This is a genomic window from Promicromonospora sp. NPDC090134, assembly GCF_044746965.1.
GTDB lineage: Bacteria > Actinomycetota > Actinomycetes > Actinomycetales > Cellulomonadaceae > Promicromonospora.
Window position 1 is genome coordinate 434804 of the sequence record NZ_JBIVCZ010000001.1, and the last position, 25009, is coordinate 459812.

Below are 25009 nucleotides of genomic sequence, written 5' to 3' on the forward strand. Positions count from 1 at the left end.
ACGACGTGAAGTGCGCTTCTACCCAGTCATCGGGCCCGAAACACAGCCTGTTCCGGGCCGAATGACTGGGTGGACGAAGAAAGCGGACTCAACCGTCCAGGCCCGCTTTCTTTCGTCCGGCATAAACGCCGGAAATGGACTATTCAGCCTATTCCGCGGAAGGGCTCGCCGAGGGTTCCGGCGACGGGCTCGTCGACGGCTCCGGGGTCGGTTCCGCCGAGGGCTCCGGGGTCGGTTCGGCCGAGGGTTCCGGGGTCGGCGTCGGAGTGGGCGACGGCGTCGGGGTGGGCGACGGCTCCGGGGTCGGCCGCGACGTCGGCTCGACGGAGGGCTCCGGCGTGGGCTCCTCCGACGGCGGGTCGGACGGCTCGGGCGTCGGCGTCGGGGTGGGCGTCGGCGTCGGAGTGGGGGTCGGCGTGGGCGTGGGCGTGGGCCGCGGCGTCGGCTTCTGCGTCGGCGGGTCGGTCGGCTTCGGCGTGGGCTTCGTGGTCGGCCGGGCCGGCGGCACGGGGTTGTCCACGCCGGGGTTGACGTCCGGGCCCGGGGCGACCGGGTGGTCGCTCGCCGGCGGCTCGTAGGTCTTCCCCGTGTTCCCGGGCGTGCCCTCCTGCGCTGGCGGCGGCGTGTACGTGAACGGGTTCTTCTGCGGCGCGGGCTTGCCGTGCACGTCGACCGTCCCGTTCTCGCCGGACCCAGGCACGGGCTCGCGCTTCAGCATCATGGGCGGCAGCCCCTGGAGGGTGTCGGCCGACGTCGCCCCCGCCGACGTCAGCCGGTTCTGGTCCTTGCCTGCCGGCTGCACGGCGACGGCACCCATGATTCCGGCCGTCAGCACCAAGGCCGCGGCCGTTCCTGTGACGAACAAACGCTTGCGCACGCTTCGCTCCCCCTGCGGGTTCAGATGTTGCCCGGTGCCCCTCTGCCACGACGCTCCGGCCCGTGGGGCCGGACCGCCGTTCGTCCGGCGGAGTGCCTTGCACATTCCTCCGCGGACGGGCTTTCGAACAGTTCAGCGCCGCCCTTGTTTCGAGCGGCGTTCCGGACGGGACAATACGTGGCAGAACGACGACGGCAACCGGAACCTGTAATACCAGATCAAAGCCTGCGCGCCGGGGTGCGTGGTCGGCAGAATGTCACAAGATCGGCAACTCGGAATGCCGAGTTCCTGACATTCTGCCGACCGCCACGCGGGCCGGACCGGCCGGCCCGTCCCGCGGGGGAGCGGGTTCCGACTTCCGGTGGATCCCGCGGGCGGTGCCGGGCCCTAGCGTGAGGGCCATGAGCGATCTGGAGGTGCGGGCGCTGACCCGCGTGTTCGCCTCGGGCGACACACCCCGGCGGGCGGTGGACGGCGTGAGCTTCACCGCGTCGTCGGGCCTGCTCACCGGGTTCGTCGGAGGGAACGGTGCCGGCAAGACCACCACCATGCGGATGATCATGGGCGTCCTGGCGATCACGAGCGGCGAGGTGCTGTTCGACGGCGCCCCCGTCACCCGGTACGACCGCCGCGAGTTCGGCTACATGCCCGAGGAGCGCGGCCTCTACCCCAAGCAGCCCGTGCTCGACCAGCTCGTCTACCTGGCGCGGCTGCGCGGCATCGACGCCCCCGCCGCCCGTCGCGAGGTGCTGGAGCACCTCGACCGGCTGGGGCTCGCGGGCCGGGCGAAGGACCACGTGGAGAAGCTGTCGCTCGGCAACCAGCAGCGCGTGCAGATCGTCGCGGCGGTCATGGGGCAGCCCAAGGCGCTCGTCCTGGACGAGCCGTTCAGCGGGCTCGACCCCGCCGCCGTCGACGCGATGGCCGACCTGCTGCGCGAGCACACCCGGCGCGGTGTCCCCGTGCTGTTCAGCTCGCACCAGCTCGACCTCGTGGAGCGGCTGTGCGAGCGGCTCGTCATCCTGGGCGGGGGCAGGCTCCTCGCGGACGGCACCCCCGACGACCTGCGCGCCCAGGGCGTGACCCGGCACCGGCTGGTCCTGTCGGGCGACGCCGGCTTCGTGCGCGGCGTGCCCGGCGTGCTCGCGGTCGACGTGGACGGCACGTCCGCCCTGGTCGAGGTGCACGACGACGCCGCAGCCGCCCGCCTCCTGACGGCCGCCCTGGACCGGGGCGCCGTCCAGGAGTTCTCCCCGGTGCGGCCGACGCTGGCCCAGATCTACCGCGAGGTGACCTCATGACAAGTGCCTGGATGCTGGTGGCGACCCGCGAGATCGTCGTGCGGGCGCTCAACAAGGGGTTCCTGATCGGCCTCGCGATCACCATCGCGATGATCGGCGGGCTGGTCGGCTTCAGCGCCTACATGGACGGGCGCACCGAGTCGTTCGACGTCGCCGTCGTGGCCGGGGACGACGCCGCGCTGACGGCCGTCGGGTCGGCCCGCGACGGGGCGGCGGCGTCGGACCAGAACATAGAGCTCGACGTCGTCCCGGTCGACGACGCGGCCGCCGCCGAGACCGCCCTCGAGGACGAGACCGCCGACGCCTGGCTCAGCTCCGCCGCGACCGACGGCTGGTCCCTCTCCGGCTGGCGCGAGCCCGACGGCGACCTCGCCGGTCTGCTCGGCGCCACCGTGCGCGACCAGGTCATGACCGACCGCGCGACCGGCGCCGGCACCACCATCGAGGCGCTCACGGCAGGGAGCGAGATCGAGACCCAGCGCCTCGACGGCAACCCCGTCGACCCGCAGGTCGTGTTCCTCGCGGGGTTCGTGCTCGCGTTCCTGTTCTTCACGGGCGCGGTCGGCTCGGGCGCGATGATCGCGGGCAGCGTCATCGAGGAGAAGCAGTCCCGGCTGGTCGAGATCATCGCGACCGCCGTACCGCTGCGGCAGCTCCTGGCGGGCAAGATCATCGGCAGCTCCGTGATCGCGCTGGCCCAGAACCTCCTGCTGGCCGCCGTCGGGCTCGTCGGGCTCTCGTTCACCGACCTCTCGGCCGTCCTGCCCGCGATGACGGCCACGATGATCTGGTTCGTCGTGTTCTTCACCGTCGGGTTCGTCGCCGTCGCGGCCCTGTACGCCGTGGCCGGCTCGCTCGCGTCCCGCACCGAGGACCTCCAGTACACGACGACCCCGCTGATGATGCTGCTCATGGGCGTCTACATCGTGACGTTCTCGGCCGACGGCGTGCTCGAGCGGGTCCTCTCCTACATCCCGCCCGCGTCCATCGTCTCGATGCCCGTGCGGGTGCTCAACGGCGACGCGCTCTGGTGGGAGCCGGTCGTGTCGCTCCTCGTCCTCGTGGTCACCACGCTGGGCGCCGTGCTGCTCAGCGAGCGCGCCTACCGGGGCGCGCTGATGCAGACCGGCGGCCGGGTCACGTGGAGATCGGCCCTGGCCACGGACCGGGGCACTACCCTCGGGGCGTGACCGAACGCACCCAGCCCGACTCCGCCGCGCCCGGGAGCTCCGACCCCGAGAAGGTGCACACCTTCGACCTGATCGACGAGGTCCCGGGCGCGTCCGGCCGGACCGCCGACCCGGGCGGCGCCCGTCCGGACGGCGCCCGTCCGGACGGTGCCGACCCCGACGACGGGTCCGGCACCGCGGCCGACCCGGCCGGGGCGTCCGCACTGCGGGAGCCCGGACGGGTCGGGGTGGCGCTCGCGGGCGCCCGCACCGCCGTCGGGCGGACGGCGCGGCGGGGCGGGGCGGCCGTCCGGCGGCGGCTGCCGACGACCCGCCGGGGCAAGGTGCTGCTGGCGGGCGGCACGGCCGCCGTCGTCGTGCTGGCGGTCGCGGCGGGTGTGCTGGTCGACGCCCGGCTGCGTCACCAGGCGCTGCTGGCCGCCCCGGGCGGTGTGCGGAGCCTGGCGGAGCAGCCCGCCGAGCAGTGGTCCGTCGACCTGGAGGACCCGATCTCGGCGACCCTGGTCGAGATGCCGGGCCTGCTCGCGGTCGTCGGGGACGAGCGGGTCCGCGGCGTCGACCCGGCCACGGGCGAGGTGCGCTGGACCGTGCACGTCGGGCAGTACCCGGACTGCGGCCCGACGGGGCGGCTCGGCGTGGGCGGCCCGGTGCCCGCCGAACCGGCCGACCCCCTGGTCTGCGTCAGCTCGGGTGGCGACCCGCAGGAGGTGACGGTCATCCGGCCGGACGGCACGACGGCGAGCCGCGAGCTCGACGAGGGCGCCGTGGTCGCCCCGTCCGCCGACGGCACGCTGATCACCTTCGAGCTCACGGGCAAGGTGCCGGAGGCGCGACCCGTCGTGGTCGACAAGATGGGCGCCGCCCACCTCCCGAAGGGATTCACGGGGCCCGACCTGGTGGTCCGCGAGGAGGACGCCGCCACCGGGACGGAGCGCTGGAGCGAGACCGTCGCGTTCGGCGCCCCGCTGCCCGAGAGCTGCGTGACCTACGCCGACGACGCGCCGAAGCTGGACGTCGCCGGTGCCCTGGGCTGGACCCTGCTCGACGGCGTCCTGGAGGTGCAGGGCTGCGGCGTCTCCGCCGCGTTCCTGCTCGACGGCACGCGGCTCGACGATCCCGAGGACCCGGCGGACGCCCCGGCCGGCGGCCTGGACACCGCGTCGTTCGCGGCCCTGCCCGACGGCGGCTGGGTGCAGCCGGCGACGGAGCCCGCCGCCGACGGCGCGCCCCGCGACGCGGTGCACCTCCCGGACGGCGGCGCCGTGACCCTCGACGGCCGGGCCCTCGTGCCGTGGGCCACCGACGGCCGGGACCCGGGGCTGCTGCTGACCCGTGTGGGCTCGCGGACGAGCGCCGTGTCCACCGACGAGAAGGACGCCGGGGAGGTGCTCTGGACCGTGCCCGACCTCGCCGTCGTCGCGGTGCTGGCCAGGGTGTCCGGTACCGCCGTGGTCATGGACGAGGAGGGCGAGGTGCACGGGATCGACCTCGGCACCGGCGCGGAGCGCTGGACCGTCGACCCGGACGTCCTCTCCACGCACGGCATGGCCTGGACCGTGGAGTCGATGATCTTCGGGGCCTACACGGACGGTGACACCGTGCTGTTCCCGGCGTCCGCGGACCCCGCGGGCGAGTCCTCCGGGCTGCGGCTGCTCGCGATCGACGTCCGCGACGGCTCGGTGCGCTGGGAGGTCGGGCAGGACACGCCCTACACGCAGGTGATCAGCGTGGACGGCTACATCGCGCAGATCACCCAGCAGGGTGTGGTGGGTCTCGGCTGACTCGGGGGCAGCGCGAGTAGGCTCCGGCCATGTCGCGTCCTGACCAGCAGGAACCCATCGTCTTCGAGCTGGTCGAGCGCTCCGGGCCGGACGGGGGCACCGACCACGGCGACGCGGGCCCGGGCGGCTCCTCCGGCCGGCGTCCGCACCGGTTGCCCCGGCTGCCCCGCGTGCCGCGGCGCACCTGGCTGGTCGCCGCCGCGGCCGTCGCCGTCGTGGTGCTGGGCGTCACTGCCGTCGACCTGGTGCGCGACCACCGGCGGGCCGAGCTGATGCGCACCTCGCCGATCGGGGTGGCGTCGCTCGACGACCCGCCCGCGAAGGCCTGGACCGTGCCGTTCGATGTCGCCGCCCCCGACGGGGACCAGCTGTTCATGGACCAGCAGCAGCTCTTGACCATGGACGGGCTGCTCGTGGTGCCCCCGGGTACGACGCGCGGTGTTGTCCAGGACGTCGGCACCGGGGCCATCAACCCTGCCCCGGTCGGGTTCGAGGACGTCGTGGCCGTGAACCCGGGTTCGGGCGAGGTCGCCTGGCGCGTGCCCCTGGGCGGGAACCCCGTGTGCGGGCCGTCCGGCTACGACGCGTCGGTGTCGGCCGACGAGCTGGTGTGCGTGCAGGGTCCGGCGGACGCGCGCGAGGTGCTGACCATCGCGGCGGACGGCGGCACGCGGACCCGGGCGGCGGACCTGGCGGACGGCGAGCAGATCTTCCCCGGGCCGGACGGCACGGCGGTGCGCGTGGTCCGGACCGGTACCGCCGCCGAGGAGGTGGTGTGCGACCTGGGCGCCTGCACGCCGTCCGTGCTCACCGAGGGGCGCGACGTCCGGGTCGTCGCGGAGGACGCCGTGAGCGGGGACGAGCGCTGGACGAGCACCGTCGAGTTCGCGCCCGCGGACACGATCAACTGTCAGCGGGTGGGCAACGAGTTCGAGCAGGGGAGCGTCGACGCGGACCAGGTCACCGTCTACACCAGCGCCGCGAGCGTCACCGTGGACGGCTGCGGCATCTGGGGCGCGCTGTCGATGCGGGGCGTCCGGCTCGACCTCGCGAGCGACGCCGGTGCCGAGGTCGAGATCGACGCCGGCACCGGCATGCCCACGCGCGGCTGGGTGACCGAGCTCGGCCCGGACCTCTTCGCCGTCGAGTACGACCCCATGCGGACCGTCGTCGTGGACGGTGCGGGGAAGGTTCAGCGCACCCTGGACGGCTGGCTGCGGGGCGGGAACGTGTCCCCCGACGCTCCCGACGACCTCTGGTTCGTGACGACCCGGTCGGGCGGCCACGGGTTCGTGGCGGTGCGCGAGGACGGCTCGGTGGCCTGGAAGGATCTGAACAGCCAGAGCGTCCTGCTCGTCGGCCGCGACGTGGTGGTCGCGGACCGCGGTTCCCGGGTGGTCGGGCTGGCCCGGGACACGGGCGAGCAGGTCTGGTCCTGGGAGAGCGGGGACATGGCAGGCATGTCCCGCTACCGGGCGCTGACCGACGGCGAGACCGTGGTCCTGGAGCATCTGCGACAGGTGGGCTCTGGCTCGGGCCTCCTCGTGGCACTCGACCTGGGCACGGGCGAGCAGGTCTGGGACGCGCCGCTCGCGGGTTCTGCCGTCGCCGTGGACGGGCACGTCGTGGAGGTCGGCCCGGAGGGCCTGGCCGGCCTGGGCTGACCTTCCGCGAGGGGCTGATCCGAGGCATCGGGCGGAGTTACGCTCGCCGCATGGCGCACGACCCGGACGAGGGCGCTGCGTACGTCTTCGACCTGGTCGACGACGACGCGGCCGAGCCGGGCGTGCTGCTGGGCGCGACCCCGGCGGGCGGCACGGACGGTCAGGAGCCCGCCGACGGCCGGGCCGGTGCGGACGGCGCCGGCGCCTGGGCGGGCGGGCCTGCGCCGTCGGGCGGCCAGGTCGTGACGTGGCGCCGCGCGGCGCCGCTCCTGGCGCTGCTGGCGGTGGCGCTGGGCACGGGCGTGGCGGTCGACGGCGCGCGCGACGCCGCCCGGATGGAGCGGATGCGCGACGTCCCCGGGGGCGTCGCGGACCTGTCGGCGCCCCTCCACGAGACCTGGGCCTGGCAGGGCAAGGTCGACCTCGGCGAGGGCATGACCGACGTCGCGGTGCTCGGCGGCGACCTGGTGTTCGAGTCGGAGGGCGAGCTGGTCGCGCTGGACCCGGCCACGGGCGAGGAGTCCTGGACCGTCGAGCTCGGCGCGGGCCCGGAGTGCGGCCCCACGGTGTCGCCGGTGTGGGACGACCCGCGGACGCCGGCGCTCGTGTGCCTCCAGGAGCGCGGCCGCGAGACCGAGGTGGTCGTGGTGCGGCCCGGCGGCGCGACGTCGGCCCCGCGCCTGCTCCCCGCAGCGGACACCGCCCGGTACGGGCAGCCGCACACCGGGCCGGACGGGACGGTGCTGCGCGCGCTGCGCGTCGGGCCCGAGACGCCGCTGGGCGAGGACGTCCGGTGCGACGAGTCGGGCGACTGCACCGGGCAGATCGTCGACGGACGGGACCTGGTGCTCCGTGCCGAGGACGCCGTCACGGGCGAGGAGCGCTGGAGCGTGACCGTGCCGTTCCACGCCACGGAGGCGGGGCGGTGCACCAGCACGTTCAGCGCGGCCTGGGGCAGCTCGGAGAACCGCATCCACCTCAGCGGGCAGCTCGCCCCCGAGGCCTTCGGCGCCCGCGTCCTTGCGGACCTCGTGAACGTGGAGGGCTGCGGCGTCCAGGCCGCGGTCACGTCGTCCGGGGTGCTGCTGGGCAGCCGCCTCGAACCGGGTTCGAGCGTCGTGGGCCGGCTCGACTCGGGTGGATACCTCGGGATGACCTGGGACGACGTGACACGCACGCTCCTGTACGACGCCGACGGCGCGACCACGGGCGAGATCAGCGGGTACGTGATCGACCCGAGGTCCACGGACGAGGCCGGCCCGGCCACCCTGCTCGCGATCGACGAGCCGCGGCGACGCCTGTCGGCCCACGAGGCCGACGGGACCGCGCGCTGGGACATCGCGCTCCAGTCCGGCGGGCAGGAGTTCCTCGCCCAGGTGGGCGAGACGGCGGTGATCACCACCGGGGCGGGGACGGTCCGGGGCCTGGACCTGGCGACCGGCGAGGAGCGGTGGACCTGGGACGGCTCGGACCCCGACGTGACGGCCGAGGGCGGCTACTTCGGCACCGCCTACGTGGCCCAGGCGTTCACCGACGGCGAGGTCGTGCTCCTGCTGGCCGAGGGGAACGGCAGCGTGGCGCGGGGCATGGTGGCGCTCGACGCGGGCACGGGCGAGGTGGTCTGGGACGAGGCCGGGGGCGGGCCGGGCACCACGCTCGACCCGCACGACGGTGACGTGGTCCGGCAGGGTGTCACCGGCGACCTGATCGCGGTGGACGGGCACCTGATGGAGGTCGGGTCGGTCGGCGTCCGCGGTCTCGGGTGAGCCGGAGGCGGCTCCGGCATACCCTCGACTCCATGGCGCGAGAACCGGGCGAGGGCGGTCGGCTCGTCTTCGACCTGGTCGACGACGCCGCGGGGTCCGGGGTGCCGGTCACCCGGTCCGACCCCGACGATCAGCGCTCTCCGGACGACGAGGGCGGCGCCGGACCCGACCCGGGCGGCCCGTGGCCGCCGTCGGGCGCGCCGAGCGGCAGGCTCCGGGTCCTCGTGCCGGTCGCCGCGGTGCTCGCCGTCGTGCTCGGGACGGGCCTTGCCGTCGAGGGCGCGCGGGACGGGGCGCGGATCGAGCGGATGCGCGACGTCAGCGGCGGGGTCGCGGACGTGTCCGTCCCGCTGGCGGAGACGTGGCGGTGGGAGGGCCTCGTCGGGTCCCGGACGGCGATCGACGAGGGGCGCGGCAACGAGGTGGCCGTGCTCGGCGACGTCCTGGTGTTCGAGTCCGACGGCGAGCTCGTCGCGCTGCGCCCGGCGACGGGCGAGGAGGCGTGGACCGTGCCGCTCGGGGAGGACCCGGACTGCGGCCCGTTCGGGGCTGCGGGCTGGGCCCGGACGACCACCCCGTCGCTGGTGTGCCTGGAGGGCTCCGGTGCGGACCGGGCGGCCACGACGGTCGGGCCCGACGGCGTCGTCTCGGCCCGGCGGGAGCTCCCGGCCGCGGACACCGACCGGTTCGGGCTGCCCCGGCCCGGCCCGGACGGCACCGTGCTGCGCGCGCGGCGGGCGGGTCCCGGGTCGGCCGTGGACCTCGGCGACGCGCGGTGCACGGACACGGGCGAGTGCTCCGGCACGGTGGTGGGCGGCCAGGGCCTCGCGCTCCGCGCCGAGGACGCCGGCACGGGCGCCGAGCGCTGGAGCACGGTCGTGCCCTTCCGGCCGACCCGGGCCGACCAGTGCAACAACTGGCTCGGCTCGTCCTGGGACGGCGCGGGCAACGCCGTGGACCTCGCGCAGATGATCGACCCGCGGGTCTTCGGCGCGCGGATCGGCGCCGACCTCGTGCAGCTCTACGGCTGCGGCATCGAGACGGCCGTCACCCCGGGCGGGGTGCCGCTCGGCACGGACATCGAGCCGGGGACGGGCGGTGTGAGCAGCCTCGTCTCGGGCGGGTACACCGAGTTCACCTTCGAGGGCATGGTGCGGACGGTCCTGTACGACGGCGACGGCGCCGTCGTCGGCGAGATCGAGGGGCACGCGCTGGAGCCGGGGGTGACGGACGGCGAGGGGCCCGGCGTGCTGCTGGCCATGGACACGGCCGGCCCGCGGCTGCGGGCCTACGAGACCGACGGGACGCCCCGCTGGGATGCCACGACGCGCGCCGGCGGCCAGCTCTTCCTCGCCCAGGTGGCCGGGACGATGCTCGTCATGACCGGGGCCGGGGACGTGCGGGGCCTGGACGCCGCGACCGGCGAGACGCGCTGGGTGTGGGACGCCACGGACGACGCCGACGGCCGGTACCTCGAGGACCTCTTCGTGTCCCGCACGTTCACGGACGGCGAGTCGGTGCTGCTGCTCACCGAGAACGGCTCCGGCGGCGCGGGCCTGGTGGCGCTCGACGCGGCGTCGGGCGAGGTCGTCTGGGAGCAGCACGGCGACGCGGCGGTCACCGGCGGCATCTACCAGGGGTTCGACACGTCGCTCGTGGCCGTGGACGGGCATCTGCTGGAGGTCACGCCGTCGGGCGTCCGCGGCCTGGGCTGACCGGGAGTCGCTGGCGGCCCGCGCTCTGGGTGAGCGGACGGCCCGTGCGGCATACGCTCGGTGGTATGGCTCGTCACGCGGACGACGACGCCGTCGTCTTCGACCTGGTCGACGACGAGGGACGCCGGACCGCGTCGCCCACCCCGCCGTCGGCCGAGGCCGAGGCCGAGGCCGAGGAAGGGGGCGGCCCCGGGGCCGGCGGACCGCGGCCGACGGGCGACCCGGAGCGTGCCGCCGTCCGGCGGCGGCGCACGCTCGTGGGCGCCGTCGTGGTCGCTGCGGTGCTGGGCACGGGGCTCGTCGTCGACGGCATGCGCGACGCTGCGCGGGCCGAGCAGATCAGGTCCGTGCGCGGTGGCGTCGTGGACGTGTCCGCACCGCTGGACGAGGTGTGGGCGTGGAGCGGCGCCGTCGGCTCACGCCGGGCGTTCGTGCGGGGTGAGGGCAACCAGGTCGCCGCCCTCGGCCCCTTCCTCGCGTTCGAGTCCGACGGCGGGCTGCTGGCCCTGCGCGCGGCCACGGGCGAGGAGGGGTGGACCGTACCGCTCGGCGACGACCCGGACTGCGGGCCGACCGGTTACCTGGGCTGGTCGGAGGTGGCGACCGACGTCCTGGTCTGCCTCCAGGGTTCCGGGGCCGGACGCGAGGTCTTCACCGTGGGGCCCGACGGCGTGCCCTCCGCACCGCGCACCCTCGACGCCGGGGACGAGCAGCGGTACGGGTCCGCCCGGCCCGGCCCCGAGGGGACCGTGCTGCGCGCCCGGCGGATCGGGCCCGAGCCGGTGGACGGAAGCGGCGCCCAGTGTCCGGACGAGGGGGAGTGCAGCGGGACGGTCGCGGCGGGCCGGGACCTGCTTCTGCGCGCCGAGGACGCGCTGACGGGTGCGGAGCGCTGGAGCGTTGTCGTCCCCTTCCGGGCGATGGCGGCCGAGGGCTGCCGCGCCGGGCCCCTCCTGCCCTGGGACCGGAGGGACGACATCGTCCGGTCCGGCGCGCACCTCGACCCCGAGGGGTTCGGCGCGCGGATCGAGCCGGGGCTCGTCCAGGTGTGGGGGTGCGGCTTCCGGGCCGGCGTCACCGCGGACGGCGCCCTGCTGATGATGGAGGGCGTGCCGGGGTTCGCGTCGGTGGTCGGCCTCGACACGGGCGGGTACGTCGCGCAGACGATCACCCAGCGGTACGCCGGCAGGATGGACAGCGCGCTCTACTCCGCGGACGGCGAGGCGGTCCGGAAGGTCGCCGGGACCCTGAACCGCCCGGGGACCACGGACGACCCGCGTGCGGCCACGCTCCTCTCGACCGAACCGCCCGGGGGGCGCCTGCGGTCGTACGCGGCGGACGGGACGCAGCGCTGGGACGTCGCGGTACGGGACGGCACGGCCCAGTTCCTCGCCCAGGTGGACCGGACGGTGGTGACCACGACCTGGACCGGGGGCGTGCGCGGGCTGGACCTCGACACCGGCGCGGTCCGCTGGACGTGGCGCACGCAGGGCGGCCTGTACGACTGGTCGTACGAGAGCAGCTACGTGTCCCAGGCCTTCACCGACGGGCAGTCGCTCCTGCTGCTCCTGGAGAGCGGGAGCGGCGACCAGGGGCTCGTGTCGCTCGACGTGGCCTCGGGTGAGCTGGTCTGGGACGGGACCTCGTCGCACCTCCTCACCCCGAAGCCGGAGACGATGCTGCTCGCGGTGGACGGGAACCTGCTGGAGGTCTCGCTGGACGGGGTCCGGCGGTTGGGCTGATCCGCGCTGCCGCCGCCGGATGTCGGTGAGCCGTCCTAGGGTGGGCCCATGGTGAGAATCGGCGCGCACGTTGACCTGGCCGACGCGATCGGGGCGGCCAAGGCGCTCGACGCGGACGCGGTGCAGGTGTTCCTCAGCGACCCGCAGGCCTGGAAGGTCCCGGACCTGCCGTACGAGGGCGGCGCGGAGGCGCTCAAGGCCGACGCCGCGGCGGCCGACGTGGACCTCTACGTGCACGCGCCGTACGTGATCAACGTGGCGTCGACCAACAACCGCATCCGGATCCCGAGCCGCAAGCTGCTGCAGCAGATCATGGACGGGGCGGCCGCGATCGGCGCCAAGGGCGTCGTGGTGCACGGCGGGCACGTCACCGCGGACGACGAGCCGGCCAAGGGCTTCGACAACTGGCGCAAGGCCGTCGACGCGCTGGAGACCGACGTCCCGGTGCTCATCGAGAACACCGCGGGCGGCGACTACTCGATGGCCCGCCGGCTGGAGCGCATCGAGCAGCTCTGGGCGGCGGTGACCGCCGCGAACGGGGGGGACGCCGTCGGCTTCACGCTCGACACCTGCCACGCGTGGGCCGGGGGCATCGACCTCGCGACGGCCGCCGACCAGGTCCGCGCGATCACGGGCCGCATCGACCTGGTGCACGCCAACGACTCGCGCGACGACGCCGGGTCGGGCGCGGACCGGCACATCAACTTCGGCCGGGGCCTGATCCCCGAGGAGCTGCTGGTGGGCGTGGTCGCCGCCGCGGGCGCCCCCGTCATCTGCGAGACCAAGGGCGACATGGCCCCCGACATCGCGTGGCTGCGGGAGCGCCTGGCCTGACCCGTCCGGCTCCCGGTGGTCGAGCGTGCCGGGGCGACCTGGCAGGATCGGACGCATGGCGACGACGCAGCGGGTAGTGGTCACGGGCGCGAGCGGCAAGCTCGGCCGGTTCGTGGTGGAGCACCTGGTGGACTCCGGGTACGACGTGGTCGCGACCGACCGCGTGGCGCCCCCGCAGGGCAGCCCCGGTGACTTCACGGTCGCGGACCTGACCGAGCTGGGCCAGGTCGTCGAGCTCCTGTCCGGCGTGGACGAGGGCCGGGCGGCCGACGCCGTCGTGCACCTGTCCGCGATCCCCGCGCCCGGCCTGGCCACCAACGCCGCGACCTTCCGCAACAACGTGCCGAGCACGTACAACGTGCTGCGGGCCGCCCAGGTGCTGGGCGTCCGGAACGTCGTGACGGCCTCCTCCGAGACCGTGCTGGGCCTGCCGTTCGACGTGCCGCCGCCGTACATCCCGGTGGACGAGGAGTACGACGTGCTGCCGCAGTCCACCTACTCGCTCGGCAAGTCGCTCGAGGAGGAGATGGCCCGGCACTTCACGCGCTGGGACCCGGAGCTGAAGGTGGCCGCGCTGCGGTTCTCCAACGTGATGCGCCCCGAGGACTACGCCCGCTTCCCGTCCTGGCAGGACGACGCCGCGGCCCGGCGCTGGAACCTGTGGGGCTACATCGACGGGCGCGACGGGGCGCAGGCGGTGCGCCGCGCGCTGGAGGCTGACTTCACCGGGTTCGAGGCGTTCGTGATCGCCAACGACGACACGGTGATGGAGCGGGACTCGGCGGACCTGGTGGCCGAGCAGTTCCCCGACGTGCCGGTCCGCCGTCCGCTGCAGGGGCACGAGACGCTGCTGAGCATCGACAAGGCCCGCCGGGTCCTGGGCTACGCGCCGCGGCACCGCTGGCAGGACGAGGTCTGACGCCGGCGGCTGCTACGCCCCGGCGGCCGCGCGGGGCGCGCTGCCGACGACGGCCCGGCAGCTCCGCAGGAACGAGGCGCCGACCCGCGACGGGTCGCCGAGGTAGCCCGCGACCATGACGCCGTCGCGGAGCAGCATCAGGTCCTCCGCGACCGCGGCCGGCTCGGCGAGCCCTAGCGGGGCGACGAGCCGCTCGAACGCACGCACCCACCACCCGCGGTGCTCGTCGACGATCTTGCGGACGGGACTGTCGGGATCGGGGTACTCGGCCGCGGCGTTGATGAACGGGCACCCGCGGAAGTCGGGTTCGCACGCCATGGCCCCGGTGTGCCCGGCCATCAGGCTCAGTGTGACGTCGACGTCGCCGTCGCCGTGGGCGATGGCCGCGTCCACGCCGGCGCGCTCCCGCGCCGCCCGGTGCTCCAGGTAGGCGACCACGAGGTCGTCCTTGCTCTGGAAGTGCCGGTAGAACGTCACCTTCGTGGTGCCGGCGCGCTCGATCACCTTGTCCACGCTCACGGCACGCAGGCCGTGCGCGTAGAAGAGCTCGTTCGCCGCCTCGATCAGGCGGTCCGACATCGATCCGCGCACGGTCGTGATCATACGAGGCCCCTTTCGCCGTTCCCCTTGCGCTCGACGCCCGGGGATGTGTACTGTCTCGCTAGGTAGAGGTACTAGTAAGTCTACCTAGACAAATGGCCGGGCGGATTGATTCCCGCCCGGCCGCTACCGAGGGGAACTCACATGTCCACCACCGTGGAATCAACGTCGGCCGTTGCCACGGCCCGCGCGCTGCGGAACCTGTACTTCGTCCGGTTCGGCTTCGCGATCGTCTGGGCAGCCCTGCTGTTCGTCGTCGGGGGGAGCCTGGGCCCGGTCACGATCGGCCTGCTGGTGCTCTACCCGCTGTTCGACGTCGCGGCGGCCGTGACCGACCTCCGGTCCTCGACGGCCGCGCGCCCGACGGTGGGCCTGTACTTCAACATGGTGCTGAGCCTGGCGACGGCCATCGGCCTGGGCGTCGCGGTCACCTCCGGCATCCCCGCCGTGCTGCGGGTCTGGGGCGTCTGGGCGATCACCGCCGGCCTCGTGCAGCTCATCGTCGCGATCCGGCGCTACAAGCTCGGCGGCCAGTGGGCGATGATCCTCAGCGGCGGCATCTCGGTGCTCGCCGGTACCGGCTTCTTCATGATGGCCGGCGGTCCGAACGCGGCCCTGACCTCGCTGGCGGGGTACGCCACGCTCGGCGGAATCTTCTTCCTGGTCTCGGCGTTGCGCCTGGGCCGCGTCATCAAGAAGGAGAGCTGACATGACCGAGAACACCTTCGACGTCGTCGTCATCGGTGCCGGACCCGTGGGCGAGAACGTCGCCGACCGCGTGGTCCAGGGAGGCCTGACCGCCGCGATCGTGGAGCGCGAGCTCGTGGGCGGGGAGTGCTCCTACTGGGCGTGCATGCCCACCAAGGCGCTCCTGCGCGACGCCGCCGCGCTGCGCGCGGCCCGGAGCCTGCCGGGCGCCGGTGCCGCCGTGACCGGTGAGCTGGACCCCGCCGCCGTGTTCGCACGTCGCGACGCGTTCGCGGCGCACTGGCACGACGACGGCCAGGTCGACTGGCTGCAGAGCGCCGGGATCTCGCTGTTCCGCGGTGCCGGTCGGATCAGTGCCACCCGTACCGTCGAGGTGACGGACGCCGACGGCGGCACGACCGTGCTCACGGCGCGCCACGCCGTGGTCGTCGCGACCGGCAGCAGCGCCGTCCTCCCGCCGATCCCCGGGCTGGCCGACGCCGCGCCGTGGACCAGCCGCGAGGCCGCGTCCGCGCAGGCCGTCCCCGCACGGCTCGCGGTCATCGGCGGCGGCGTCGTGGGAACCGAGATGGCCACCGCGTTCGCCGCCCTCGGGGCGCAGGTCACGATGATCGCCCGCGACGGGCTGCTCCCCAGCGTGGAGTCGTTCGCGAGCGAGCTCGTGGCCGAGGCGCTCAAGGCGCAGGGCGTGGCGCTGCACCTGCGCACCCAGCCCGTGGACGTCCGGCGTGACGACCAGGGCACGGTGCACGTCGCGCTCGCGGACGGCACGAACCTCACCGCCGACGAGGTGCTGGTCGCGACCGGCCGCCGGCCCAGTACGGACTCGATCGGCCTGGAGAACGTCGGGCTCACCCCCGGGGACTGGCTGACGGTCGACGACTCCCTGCGGGTGCTCGGCGGCGACGGCGTACCGGTCGGCGACGGCTGGCTCTACGCCGCCGGCGACGTCAACCGCCGCGCGCTCCTGACGCACCAGGGCAAGTACCAGGCCCGGGCCGTGGGCGACGCCATCGCCGCCCGCGCCAACGGCACGCCCGTCGACGTCGCACCCTGGGGCCGGCACGCCGCCACGGCCGACGAGCGCGCCGTGCCGCAGGTGATCTTCACCGACCCCGAGATCGCGAGCGTCGGCCACACCGCCGCCTCCGCCGAGGCCGCGGGGCTGCGCGTGCGCTCCGTCGAGTACGACCTGGGCGCCGTCGCCGGCGCCTCGCTGCACGCCGACGGGTACACCGGCCGGGCCGCCATGGTCGTCGACGAGGACCGCAAGGTGATCGTCGGGTTCACCGCCGTGGGCCCCGACGTGGCCGAGCTGCTCCACGCGGCGACGATCGCGATCACCGCCGAGGTGCCGATCGACCGGCTGTGGCACGCCGTGCCCGCCTACCCCACCGTCAGCGAGGTGTGGCTCCGGCTCCTCGAGACCTACGGGCGGTCGGCGTAGGCGGGACGCGGCCGGGCAGGACGATCTGGTCGGGGGCCCGGATCTCCGACCACGCCCGTGCCCGCGGGAGCCGGTGGATCGTGATGTCCGTGGGTCGCGTGCCGGCCGGCTCCACGGGCGGCACCGCGAGCACGTCCGCGCCGGCCAGGGGGCCGAGGTCCAGCCGCGTCAGCGCCGCGACGTCGCGCACCGGCACCTGGTAGGTGCGGAACGGGCCGAGCGGCGGGATCTCGTCCCTGGCCAGGGCCTGGGCGGTGATCTCGTACAGGCGGGCGTCGTCGAGCTGGGGCGTCTGGTCCAGCACGAACGCCGTCGCCCGCAGCGCGGCGGGCGCGGCACCGGCGGGGGCGGGCAGGCCTGGCGCACCGGCCGGGTCCACCCAGGCGACGACCTTCCAGAACAGGCGCGGGAGGCGGACCCCGCGGTACGGCGGGTCGTCGGCGGCGAAGACGGGACCGGTGTGGACCGCCAGGCGGTGGTCGTGGGCCGCGGCGTACCGGAGCACGTGGTCCTCCAGCCCGTTCCAGAGCTCCTTGGACTGGTTGAACCGGTTCACCTGCGGCGCCGCGTTGGTGTAGGTGAACGTGTCGTGGTTGGCCCGCGCGGCCGTCTCGGCGTCACCCCAGACGGGGTCGAGACGGCGCACGAGGTGGCCGCGGTCCAGCGGGTTGCCCGCGTAGAGCTCGCTGCCGGCCTGCTCACCGCTCGGCACGCGGGAGTCCAGGCGCCAGCGGCCCGAACGGCGCAGCGCCTGGAGCGTGGCGCCGTCGATGGTGCAGGCCGTGGCCGCGGCGAGCCGGCGGACCGGGTCGAGCAGCACGGAGAAGTGGGTGTAGTCGAGCACACGCAGCCCGACCGGGGAGACGGGGAGCGGGACGCCGAAGCCGAGGAACTGTGCGTCATATCCGGTCACAGGCCGACAGCCAACCAGAGTGAGCCAGGTCATGACCAGACCAACAATCGGACGAGGTGGACGCCGGAAGGCAATCTCGTCCTAGGCTCTAGCCCGTGAGTGAATCAACTCAGACCGTCCGCGGCAACGCCCGGCACGAGGTACCTGACCCGCTGCGCGAGGACGTGCGCCTGCTCGGCGGCCTTCTCGGCAGGATTCTCCGCGAGGACGGGGGGCAGGACCTGCTGGACGACGTCGAACGTCTCCGCGAGCTGACGATCCGCGCCTACGGTGACCCGTCGCCGCACGCGCTGGACGAGGCCGCCGACGTCGTGGCGTCCTTCTCCGTGGAGCGCGCCGAGCAGGTCGCCCGTGCGTTCACCTGCTACTTCCACCTCGCGAACCTCGCGGAGGAGTACCACCGGGTGCGCGTGCTGCGCGCCCGCGAGGCCGAGACGACGACCGGCCCGGCCGTCCTGGAGGACACGATCCCCGCGGCCTTCGCACGGCTCACCGAGGAGGTGGGCCGGGACGAGGCGCTGCGCCGGCTCGGCGAGCTGGAGTTCCGACCGGTGCTCACCGCGCACCCGACCGAAGCCCGCCGTCGGGCCATCAGCGGGACCATCCGCCGCATCTCGGACCTCCTGGCCGAGCGGGACATCCGCCGGCTCGGCGGCGTGACCCTCGCGGAGAACGAGCGGCGCATCCTCGCCGAGATCGACACCATGTGGCGCACCGCGCCCGTGCGGACCAGCAAGCCGTCCGTGATCGACGAGGTCAAGACGGTCATGGGCGTGTTCGACGCCGTGCTCGTGGACGTGTTCGGCGACGTGTACCGGCGGCTCGACGACTGGCTCCTGGCCGAGGACGCCGGCCGCGTGGCCCCCGTGGCCAAGCCGTTCGTGAAGCTCGGGACCTGGATCGGCGGCGACCGCGACGGCAACCCGAACGTCACCGCGGAGGTCACCCGGCAGGCCGCGGGCCTGGCCGCCGAGCACGCCCTCGCGGCACTCGAGAGCCTCGCGGTCGAGACCGGGCGCAAGCTGACGCTCGACGCCGAGGGCACCACGCCGTCGTCGGACCTGAACGCGCTCTGGCGGCGCATCCGGCTCATCTCCGAGGAGATGGCCCGGCGCTCCGAGGAGGCGTCGCCGAACGAGCCGCACCGTGCGGTCATGCTGGCGATCGCGGAGCGCATCGCCGCGACCCGCACCCGCGACGCCGACCTCGCGTACGCGAACGCGGAGCAGCTCGAGGCGGACCTGCTCGTGGTGCAGGACTCGCTGGTGGCGACCGGCGCGGCGCGTGCCGCGTACGGCGACCTGCAGCGGCTGGTCTGGCAGGTGCAGACCTTCGGGTTCCACCTGGCGGAGCTCGAGGTGCGGCAGCACTCGCAGGTGCACGCCGCGGCGCTCGCCGAGATCCGCGAGCTCGGGGTCGACGGCGCGCTCGGCGACCGCACCCGTGAGGTGCTGGACACCTACCGGGCCCTCGGCGCCATCCAGAGCCGGTTCGGCGAGCGGGCCGCTCGTCGCTACATCGTCTCGTTCACGCAGGCGCCGGAGCACCTCGCCGCCGTCTACGAGCTGGCGTCGTACGCCTTCGCGGACGACCCGGACGGCGCACCCGTGATCGACGCCATCCCGCTGTTCGAGACCTTCGCGGACCTGCAGAACTCGGTGCCGATCCTGGACTCGATGCTGACGCTGCCCGCGGTGCAGAAGCGCCTGGCTGAGAACGGCCGCCGCGTCGAGGTCATGCTCGGCTACTCGGACTCGTCCAAGGACGTGGGCCCGGTGGCGGCCACGCTCGCGCTGCACGACGCGCAGTCGCGCATTGCGGAGTGGGCGCGGTCCAACGACCTGAAGCTCACCCTGTTCCACGGCCGTGGCGGTGCGCTCGGCCGCGGCGGCGGCCCGGCCAACCGCGCCGTGCTCGCGCAGCCGCCGCACTCGGTGGACGGCCGGTTCAAGCTGACCGAGCAGGGCGAGGTCATCCTGGCCCGCTACGGCGACCCGGTGATCGCGTCCCGGCACATCGAGCAGGTCGCCGCGGCGACCCTGCTGGCCTCCGCGCCGTCCGTCGAGGCGGTCAACGAGAGCGCGACGGCCAAGTTCGCAGGGCTCGCCGAGTCCCTCGACGCGACCTCCCGCGCCAGGTTCCACGAGCTCGTGAAGGCCGACGGGTTCCCGCAGTGGTTCGCGCAGGTCACGCCCCTGGAGGAGGTCGGGCTGCTGCCCATCGGGTCGCGCCCCGCCAAGCGCGGCCTCTCGGTGAACTCGCTCGACGACCTGCGCGCCATCCCCTGGGTCTTCTCCTGGTCGCAGGCCCGTATCAACCTCGCCGGCTGGTTCGGCCTGGGCACGGCGCTGGCCACGGCCGGTGACGTCGAGCTGCTGCGCGCGGCGCGTGCCGAGTGGCCGCTGTTCGCGACCATGCTCGACAACGTCGAGATGTCGCTCGCCAAGACCGACGAGCGGATCGCCGCGCAGTACCTGGCGCTGGGCTCGCGCGACGACCTCGCCGAGATGGTGCTCGACGAGCTGCGCCTCACCCGGGAGTGGGTGCTGAAGATCAGCGGCAACGAGTGGCCGCTGGCGTCCAAGCGGGTGCTCGGCCGCGCCGTCCAGCTCCGGTCGCCCTACGTCGACGCCCTCTCGTTGCTGCAGGTCCGCGCGCTGCGCGGGCTGCGCACCGGGTCCGACGGCGGCTCCGCGGTGGACGGCGACTACGCCGGCCGGCTGCAGCACCTGCTGCTGCTCACGGTCAACGGTGTCTCGGCGGGCCTGCAGAACACGGGGTGACCCCCCGGGGTGCGAGTTCGGTCGGTTGCTTCGAGATCGGTCGGTCGATTGACCGGTCTCGGGGCAACCGACCGAAGTCAGCACGGCCCGTGATGTGTGAGAACCACAGGGAGAGACCATGAGCGCGACCTTGATCGGCACGTCCCACGGGACCGACGACCCCGCGGGCCAGGCGGCCGTGCGCGCGCTGCTCGACGGCGTCCGCGTCGCCCGGCCCGGGCTCGACGTCCGCGAGGCGTTCGTGGACGTGCAGCAGCCGGAGGTCGGCGACGTGCTCGCCGAGGCGGTGCGCGACGCGGCCGGCGTTCGCGAGGGCTCGGCCGGGCCGTCCGCCGTGGTCGTGCCGGTGCTGCTGTCGACGGGGTATCACGTGCGGCACGACATCGCGCAGGCCGTGTCGGCCGTCAACGCGACCGCCGAGGGCAGTGCCGTGGCGGCCGAGCCCCTCGGCCCGCATCCGTTGCTGGTCGACATCCTGGCCGACCGGTACGCCGCCGCCGAGGCGGCGCACGGCCCGTTCCGGCCGGACGACGCGGTGGTCCTCGCCGCCGCCGGGTCCTCGGTGGCGGCCGCGGCGACGGCGGTCGAGGAGGTGGCCAGCGGGCTGGCCCAGCGCCTGGGCCGCCCGGTCACACCGTCGTACGGCGCGGGCGCCGAGCCGCGCGTCCCGGACGCGGTGGCCGCCGCCCGCGCGGCGACCGCCGGACGCGTGATCGTCGTCTCCTACCTGCTCGCCCCCGGTTACTTCCTGGACCGGGTGCTGGAGGCGGGCGCCGACGTCGTGACCGACCCGGTCGCCGGCCCGGCCGGGGCCGACAAGCCCGACCCGCGACTGGTCCAGGTGGTGCTGGACCGCTACGACGCGGCCGTCAGCGCCTGATCACGCCCAGCCGAATGCCGTCCGGACGCGGTCGACGCTGGAGCGCAGGCCCCACTGCGCGGTGAGTGCCTCCAGCGCCTCCGGGTCGGCGGGCGCCTTCGGGACCGTCGGGTCGAACGCGGGCAGGGGAGCGTCCCGTGCCACCTGTACCACGACGGGCGCGACCTTCAGGTACTCGTCAGCCTCCAGCAGGCGACGGCGCTGCGTGGTGGTGAGTCCCTTGTGGCCGGCGTCCCGCGCCGCGAGGATCCCCGCGAGCGTGCCGTACTGGGCGAGCAGCTTGGCCGCGGTCTTCTCGCCGACCCCGGGCACGCCCGGCAGGCCGTCGCTCGGGTCGCCCCGGAGCGTCGCCATGTCGGCGTAGGCCTGTCCCGAGGCGACGCCGTACTTCCCGGCCAGCCGCTCCTCGTCCACCACGTCGGGGTCCCGGATGCCGCGCGCGGGGTACAGCACGCGCACCCCGGCGGCGTCGTCGACGAGCTGGAACAGGTCGCGGTCGCCCGTGACGATGTCCACCGGCCCGGCGCCCTGCTCGACCGCCCGGGCGGTCAGGGTGCCGATGACGTCGTCGGCCTCGTAGCCGGGTACGCCGACGCGCGCGATGCCGAGTGCCGCCAGCACGTCCTTGATGACCGGAACCTGCGCGAGCAGTGCCTCGGGCACCTCCTCGATGCCCGTGGTGCCCGGCACCTCCCGCGCGACGCGGTGCGCCTTGTAGCTCGGGATCGCCTCGACGCGGAAGGCGGGCCGCCAGTCGTCGTCCCAGCACGCGACCATGCGGTCGGGACCGTGCGTCGTGGCGAGCCACGCGATGGTGTCCAGCAGGCCGCGGACGGCGTTCACGGGCACGCCGCTGGGCGCGCGCAGGGAGTCGGGCACGCCGAAGAACGCGCGGAAGTACAGCGAGGCGGAGTCGAGGAGCAGGAGGCTCATGCTGCGAAGCCTGCCACGCACCACCGACAAGCGGGCTGTCGAGCGAGAACGAGGGACGAATGCGGCTTAAATACGCGCCACAGGTCGGTTCTGGCCCGGTGTGCCCGTAGTGTCCGACCATGGCGAGCAAAGAACAGCAGGTGACCGAGGTCATCGAGGGCCTCGGCCTCGGGATGGCGGCGGTCGGCGCGACGCGGGTGACCTCCACGAAGGCGGACCTCGAGCGTGCCCTGAGCCACGCGTGGTCGGGCTGGGAGCACAGCGGGGACTACCCGTTGATCGAGCGGGTCCAGAAGCCGGAGAACGAGCTCCGGGCCGGGATCAACGGATCGGCCCGGCGGACGAACGCCGCGGTCGTCTGGCGGGAGAGCGGCGACTCGTACGTCGTCGACATCGCGCTGGTGAACCGTACGCCGGTGGAGGCGGCGCGCTTCGTCGGCCGTCGGCCGCTCGAGGAGTGGGTGCTGCTGGCGGAGCTCTTCCTCAGCGCGCTCAACCCCGGCGACGTACCGGTGAGCGACGTCAAGGTGTGAGCACACCGCCGACGGCCACCCCGGCGGTCGCCGCGAGCACCGTCACCAGCAGCGTGCCCAGGGTGTTCGCCAGGGCGAGCCGCAGGCGGCCGGACTGCGCCAGGCGCACGGACTCGACGGTGGCCGTGGAGAACGTCGTGTACCCGCCGCACAGGCCCGTGACCAGGGAGAACTGCACCAGCTGCGCGACGTCGGCGGACGCTCCGTACCAGGTGAGCGTGGAGAACAGGGTCGAGAAGACGCCGATCAGGAACGAGCCGGTCACGTTCACCACGAACGTGCCCCACGGGAACCCGCCGTTGTGCCGGGTCCGGACCTCGCCGTCGACCACGAACCGGGCGGCGGCGCCCAGGCCGCCGCCGACGGCCACGAGGAGCAGCGGGAGCACCGCCGTCACCTGCCCTTCCGGCGCCGGTCGGCGCGTGCCGCCAGCGCGATCCCGCCGAGGCACGTCGCCGTGCCGCCCACAAGGGTGAGCGTCACGTACAGCAGCGCGAGCCACGGCATCCCCTGGCCGACCAGTGTCTGGACCTCCAGGGCGAGCGCGGAGTAGGTGGTGAACCCGCCGAGGATGCCCGTGCCGATCCCGAGGCGGATCTTGCGGCGCCGGACGGTCTCGCGGCCGCGGCGGGTGAGGGCCTCCAGGAGGTAGCCCAGGGCGAACGCGCCCACGAGGTTCACGACGAGGGTCCCGACCGGGAACCAGAGGATCGTGTGGCCCGCGTCCGGGAACAGGATGGTCAGGGGGGTCAGCAGGATCCCGGACCACCTGCCGACGAGATACCGTGCGACCGAACCGCCCGCGCCACCCAGCGCGACCAGGCCGACGTACCGCCAGTCGCGGTGCGGTGCTCGTGTCACGCGGTGTGTTCCCTCGTGGAGGCTCGAAAGGTCTGGGACGAACCTACCGCTCACGGGGCCGACATCGTCTCGGGGAGCACCAGGACGGGGCGCGACTGGTTGTGGATGAGCCGCCCCGCCACGGTGCCGCTCACGAGGCTGGTGGTCCAGCCGCGCAGGCCCGAGCGGTGGGCGCCGACGACGATCATCGCCGCCCCCACCTCGTCGGCCACCCGGCCCAGCTCGGCCGCCGGGTCGCCAGCTCCGCGCCGCGCGCACCAGGGGAGGCCGACGTCGGCCATGGCCCGGTTCAGCCCGGCCAGGACGTCGGCCCCGTACGCGTCGGAGGGCACGGCGATGTCCGGATCCACCGACACGGTGAATCCCCGGGAGTTCGAGACCGCTGTCTCGTCGACCCACACGCACACGAGCTCGATCAGGCTTCCACCCAGCGACTGGACGAGCGACGCTGCCCGCCGAGCCAGGTCCGGGTGCTTGTGGTCAACGCCGACCACCACGGATCGCACAGTCACCCTGACGAGGGTATGGCCAATCTCCTAATCGAGGTGGTCCGGCAGGCCGAATCGGGGGAACCACTTCTCCGTGTCGATGAAGGTGGTGATGCCGGTGATGTGCTTGCCGTCGTTCTCCAGCACCACGATCCCCCACGGGTAGTGGCCGCCCTTCGGGTCCGCCCGGTACTGGGCGAACCCCGGGGTGCCGTTGACGTGGATCGGCATGCAGCGCGAGCCCTCGCACCCGTTGCCGGGCCCGGTCATCCACGCCTGGATGTTCTCGATGCCCTCCAGCCACATCGCGTACGGCGGCATGTTCATCACCGCGTCCTCGCGCAGCAGGTTGGCCAGCGCGGTCATGTCGTAGCGCTCGAACGCCGCGACGTAGCGCTCCAGGAGCTCGGTCTCGTCGGCCGAGGCGGCATGCTCCGGCAGCTCCGAGGTGCCGGACCGGTCGGGGGCCTTGTCGGCGAGCGTGGCCCGCGCCCGCTGGAGCGCGCTGTTCACCGATGCCACCGAGGTGTCGAGCAGTGTGGCCACCTCGGCGGCGGGCCAGCGCAGCACCTCGCGCAGGATCAGCACGGCCCGCTGCTTGGCCGGCAGGTGCTGCAGCGCTGCGACGAACGCGAGCCGCACCGACTCCCGCGCGACGGCGGTGTCCGCGGGGTCGCTCGCGCCGGGGAGCACGTGCTCGGTCGGGACCGGCTCCACCCACGCGTACTCGGGCAGCACCATCGTCAGGCTCTCCTCGACCGGGTCGGCCGCTGCGCCGAGGCCCATCGGACGCTCCCGCTTGGCGCGGCTCGAACCGAGCTGGTCGAAGCAGACGTTGGTGGCGATCCGGTACAGCCACGTGCGGAGCGAGGAACGGCCCTCGAACCGGTCGTACGAACGCCACGCGCGCAGCAGGGTCTCCTGCACGGCGTCGTCGGCGTCGAAGGTGCCGCCCAGCAGGCGGTAGCAGTATCCGGTCAGCTCGCGGCGGTACACCTCGAGCTGAGCGGAGAGCTCGGCCCCGGCCAGGTCCTCACCGGTGCTCTGCGTGGGTCGTGACGCTGTCTGTGCCAT

At 74.1% G+C, this 25009-nt stretch carries 22 protein-coding genes; 15 read left to right on the forward strand and 7 right to left on the reverse strand.

From position 1 onward, the window contains the following. The first annotated feature begins 134 nt into the window (after window positions 1-134). From ACIPN7_RS01915 to ACIPN7_RS01960, 10 genes are all read left to right on the forward strand, one after another. Window positions 135-578 (forward strand): hypothetical protein, encoded by a 444-nt coding sequence (locus ACIPN7_RS01915; RefSeq protein ID WP_400537430.1) that lies wholly within the window; start codon window positions 135-137, stop codon window positions 576-578. Window positions 579-1278: 700 nt separating this feature from the next. Continuing rightward, a complete protein-coding gene (locus ACIPN7_RS01920) occupies window positions 1279-2178 on the forward strand; it encodes an ABC transporter ATP-binding protein (protein WP_400537432.1) in 900 nt (299 codons plus the stop codon). Continuing rightward, window positions 2175-3368 (forward strand): ABC transporter permease, encoded by a 1194-nt coding sequence (locus ACIPN7_RS01925; RefSeq protein WP_400537434.1) that lies wholly within the window; start codon window positions 2175-2177, stop codon window positions 3366-3368. Before ACIPN7_RS01920 ends, ACIPN7_RS01925 begins: the two co-directional genes overlap by 4 nt. Beyond that, a complete protein-coding gene (locus tag ACIPN7_RS01930) occupies window positions 3365-5149 on the forward strand; it encodes a PQQ-binding-like beta-propeller repeat protein (protein ID WP_400537436.1) in 1785 nt (594 codons plus the stop codon). Before ACIPN7_RS01925 ends, ACIPN7_RS01930 begins: the two co-directional genes overlap by 4 nt. Window positions 5150-5178: 29 nt before the next feature. Beyond that, the gene (locus ACIPN7_RS01935) at window positions 5179-6813 is read left to right on the forward strand and encodes a PQQ-binding-like beta-propeller repeat protein (protein ID WP_400537438.1); all 1635 of its coding nucleotides are present in this window, start codon (window positions 5179-5181) and stop codon (window positions 6811-6813) included. A 50-nt stretch (window positions 6814-6863) separates the two neighbouring features. Further along, entirely contained in the window at window positions 6864-8579 is a 1716-nt protein-coding gene (locus tag ACIPN7_RS01940; protein ID WP_400537440.1) for a PQQ-binding-like beta-propeller repeat protein, read from the forward strand. Between the two features lie 32 nt (window positions 8580-8611). Then, complete coding sequence (locus tag ACIPN7_RS01945) at window positions 8612-10294, forward strand: PQQ-binding-like beta-propeller repeat protein (RefSeq protein ID WP_400537442.1); 1683 nt, start codon at window positions 8612-8614, stop codon at window positions 10292-10294. Window positions 10295-10359: 65 nt separating this feature from the next. Continuing rightward, window positions 10360-12036, forward strand: coding sequence for a PQQ-binding-like beta-propeller repeat protein (locus tag ACIPN7_RS01950; RefSeq protein WP_400537444.1), 1677 nt, complete (start codon window positions 10360-10362; stop codon window positions 12034-12036). Window positions 12037-12084: 48 nt separating this feature from the next. Further along, window positions 12085-12870: a deoxyribonuclease IV gene (locus ACIPN7_RS01955; RefSeq protein ID WP_400537446.1), complete on the forward strand. Its 786-nt coding sequence runs from the start codon at window positions 12085-12087 to the stop codon at window positions 12868-12870. Between the two features lie 55 nt (window positions 12871-12925). Beyond that, window positions 12926-13789, forward strand: coding sequence for an NAD-dependent epimerase/dehydratase family protein (locus ACIPN7_RS01960; protein ID WP_400537448.1), 864 nt, complete (start codon window positions 12926-12928; stop codon window positions 13787-13789). A gap of 12 nt (window positions 13790-13801) precedes the next feature. Here the strand turns inward: ACIPN7_RS01960 and ACIPN7_RS01965 are convergent, their stop codons facing one another. After that, the gene (locus ACIPN7_RS01965; protein ID WP_400537450.1) at window positions 13802-14392 is read right to left on the reverse strand and encodes a TetR/AcrR family transcriptional regulator; all 591 of its coding nucleotides are present in this window, start codon (window positions 14390-14392) and stop codon (window positions 13802-13804) included. A gap of 141 nt (window positions 14393-14533) precedes the next feature. Between ACIPN7_RS01965 and ACIPN7_RS01970 the strand changes: the two genes are divergently transcribed. Both ACIPN7_RS01970 and ACIPN7_RS01975 read left to right on the forward strand, forming a co-directional pair. After that, window positions 14534-15097, forward strand: coding sequence for a hypothetical protein (locus ACIPN7_RS01970; protein ID WP_400537452.1), 564 nt, complete (start codon window positions 14534-14536; stop codon window positions 15095-15097). 1 nt (window position 15098) lies between these two features. After that, a complete protein-coding gene (locus ACIPN7_RS01975; RefSeq protein ID WP_400537454.1) occupies window positions 15099-16544 on the forward strand; it encodes a dihydrolipoyl dehydrogenase family protein in 1446 nt (481 codons plus the stop codon). Here the strand turns inward: ACIPN7_RS01975 and ACIPN7_RS01980 are convergent. Then, window positions 16495-17457: a DNA/RNA non-specific endonuclease gene (locus ACIPN7_RS01980; RefSeq protein WP_400537456.1), complete on the reverse strand. Its 963-nt coding sequence runs from the start codon at window positions 17455-17457 to the stop codon at window positions 16495-16497. The two genes, ACIPN7_RS01975 and ACIPN7_RS01980, sit on opposite strands and share 50 nt — an antisense overlap. A gap of 95 nt (window positions 17458-17552) precedes the next feature. Here ACIPN7_RS01980 and ACIPN7_RS01985 point away from each other — a divergent pair, with 95 nt between their 5' ends. Both ACIPN7_RS01985 and ACIPN7_RS01990 read left to right on the forward strand, forming a co-directional pair. Then, on the forward strand, window positions 17553-20240 hold the full coding sequence (locus ACIPN7_RS01985; RefSeq protein ID WP_400537458.1) for a phosphoenolpyruvate carboxylase: 2688 nt from the start codon (window positions 17553-17555) through the stop codon (window positions 20238-20240). 118 nt (window positions 20241-20358) lie between these two features. Further along, window positions 20359-21120 carry a sirohydrochlorin chelatase gene (locus ACIPN7_RS01990; protein ID WP_400537460.1) on the forward strand — a complete coding sequence of 254 codons (762 nt, stop codon included), beginning with the start codon at window positions 20359-20361 and terminating at the stop codon, window positions 21118-21120. Here the strand turns inward: ACIPN7_RS01990 and ACIPN7_RS01995 are convergent, their stop codons facing one another. Further along, a complete protein-coding gene (locus tag ACIPN7_RS01995) occupies window positions 21121-22053 on the reverse strand; it encodes a 5'-3' exonuclease H3TH domain-containing protein (RefSeq protein WP_400537462.1) in 933 nt (310 codons plus the stop codon). It abuts the gene before it with no gap. A gap of 119 nt (window positions 22054-22172) precedes the next feature. On the opposite strand from ACIPN7_RS01995, the gene ACIPN7_RS02000 reads away from it, so the two are divergent. After that, on the forward strand, window positions 22173-22586 hold the full coding sequence (locus ACIPN7_RS02000; protein WP_400537464.1) for a hypothetical protein: 414 nt from the start codon (window positions 22173-22175) through the stop codon (window positions 22584-22586). Here the strand turns inward: ACIPN7_RS02000 and ACIPN7_RS02005 are convergent. The 4 genes from ACIPN7_RS02005 to ACIPN7_RS02020 are packed head-to-tail and all read right to left on the reverse strand — an operon-like array spanning window position 22576 to window position 25009. Next, window positions 22576-22974 carry a fluoride efflux transporter FluC gene (locus ACIPN7_RS02005; RefSeq protein ID WP_400537466.1) on the reverse strand — a complete coding sequence of 133 codons (399 nt, stop codon included), beginning with the start codon at window positions 22972-22974 and terminating at the stop codon, window positions 22576-22578. The two genes, ACIPN7_RS02000 and ACIPN7_RS02005, sit on opposite strands and share 11 nt — an antisense overlap. Window positions 22975-22979: 5 nt before the next feature. Beyond that, window positions 22980-23447 (reverse strand): fluoride efflux transporter FluC, encoded by a 468-nt coding sequence (locus tag ACIPN7_RS02010; protein ID WP_400537468.1) that lies wholly within the window; start codon window positions 23445-23447, stop codon window positions 22980-22982. A 50-nt stretch (window positions 23448-23497) separates the two neighbouring features. Further along, window positions 23498-23959 carry a universal stress protein gene (locus tag ACIPN7_RS02015; protein WP_377231197.1) on the reverse strand — a complete coding sequence of 154 codons (462 nt, stop codon included), beginning with the start codon at window positions 23957-23959 and terminating at the stop codon, window positions 23498-23500. 24 nt (window positions 23960-23983) lie between these two features. Further along, entirely contained in the window at window positions 23984-25009 is a 1026-nt protein-coding gene (locus ACIPN7_RS02020) for a sigma-70 family RNA polymerase sigma factor (RefSeq protein WP_400537470.1), read from the reverse strand.

Excerpts from the sequence above, each read along its gene's own strand:
- ACIPN7_RS01915 (WP_400537430.1), top strand. The coding sequence starts at position 135 with ATGGACTATTCAGCCTATTCCGCGGAAGGGCTCGCCGAGGGTTCCGGC.
- ACIPN7_RS01920 (WP_400537432.1), top strand. The coding sequence starts at position 1,279 with ATGAGCGATCTGGAGGTGCGGGCGCTGACCCGCGTGTTCGCCTCGGGC.
- ACIPN7_RS01925 (WP_400537434.1), top strand. The coding sequence starts at position 2,175 with ATGACAAGTGCCTGGATGCTGGTGGCGACCCGCGAGATCGTCGTGCGG.
- ACIPN7_RS01935 (WP_400537438.1), top strand. The coding sequence starts at position 5,179 with ATGTCGCGTCCTGACCAGCAGGAACCCATCGTCTTCGAGCTGGTCGAG.
- ACIPN7_RS01940 (WP_400537440.1), top strand. The coding sequence starts at position 6,864 with ATGGCGCACGACCCGGACGAGGGCGCTGCGTACGTCTTCGACCTGGTC.
- ACIPN7_RS01945 (WP_400537442.1), top strand. The coding sequence starts at position 8,612 with ATGGCGCGAGAACCGGGCGAGGGCGGTCGGCTCGTCTTCGACCTGGTC.
- ACIPN7_RS01950 (WP_400537444.1), top strand. The coding sequence starts at position 10,360 with ATGGCTCGTCACGCGGACGACGACGCCGTCGTCTTCGACCTGGTCGAC.
- ACIPN7_RS01955 (WP_400537446.1), top strand. The coding sequence starts at position 12,085 with ATGGTGAGAATCGGCGCGCACGTTGACCTGGCCGACGCGATCGGGGCG.
- ACIPN7_RS01960 (WP_400537448.1), top strand. The coding sequence starts at position 12,926 with ATGGCGACGACGCAGCGGGTAGTGGTCACGGGCGCGAGCGGCAAGCTC.
- ACIPN7_RS01965 (WP_400537450.1), bottom strand. The coding sequence starts at position 14,392 with ATGATCACGACCGTGCGCGGATCGATGTCGGACCGCCTGATCGAGGCG.
- ACIPN7_RS01970 (WP_400537452.1), top strand. The coding sequence starts at position 14,534 with ATGTCCACCACCGTGGAATCAACGTCGGCCGTTGCCACGGCCCGCGCG.
- ACIPN7_RS01975 (WP_400537454.1), top strand. The coding sequence starts at position 15,099 with ATGACCGAGAACACCTTCGACGTCGTCGTCATCGGTGCCGGACCCGTG.
- ACIPN7_RS01990 (WP_400537460.1), top strand. The coding sequence starts at position 20,359 with ATGAGCGCGACCTTGATCGGCACGTCCCACGGGACCGACGACCCCGCG.
- ACIPN7_RS01995 (WP_400537462.1), bottom strand. The coding sequence starts at position 22,053 with ATGAGCCTCCTGCTCCTCGACTCCGCCTCGCTGTACTTCCGCGCGTTC.
- ACIPN7_RS02000 (WP_400537464.1), top strand. The coding sequence starts at position 22,173 with ATGGCGAGCAAAGAACAGCAGGTGACCGAGGTCATCGAGGGCCTCGGC.
- ACIPN7_RS02020 (WP_400537470.1), bottom strand. The coding sequence starts at position 25,009 with ATGGCACAGACAGCGTCACGACCCACGCAGAGCACCGGTGAGGACCTG.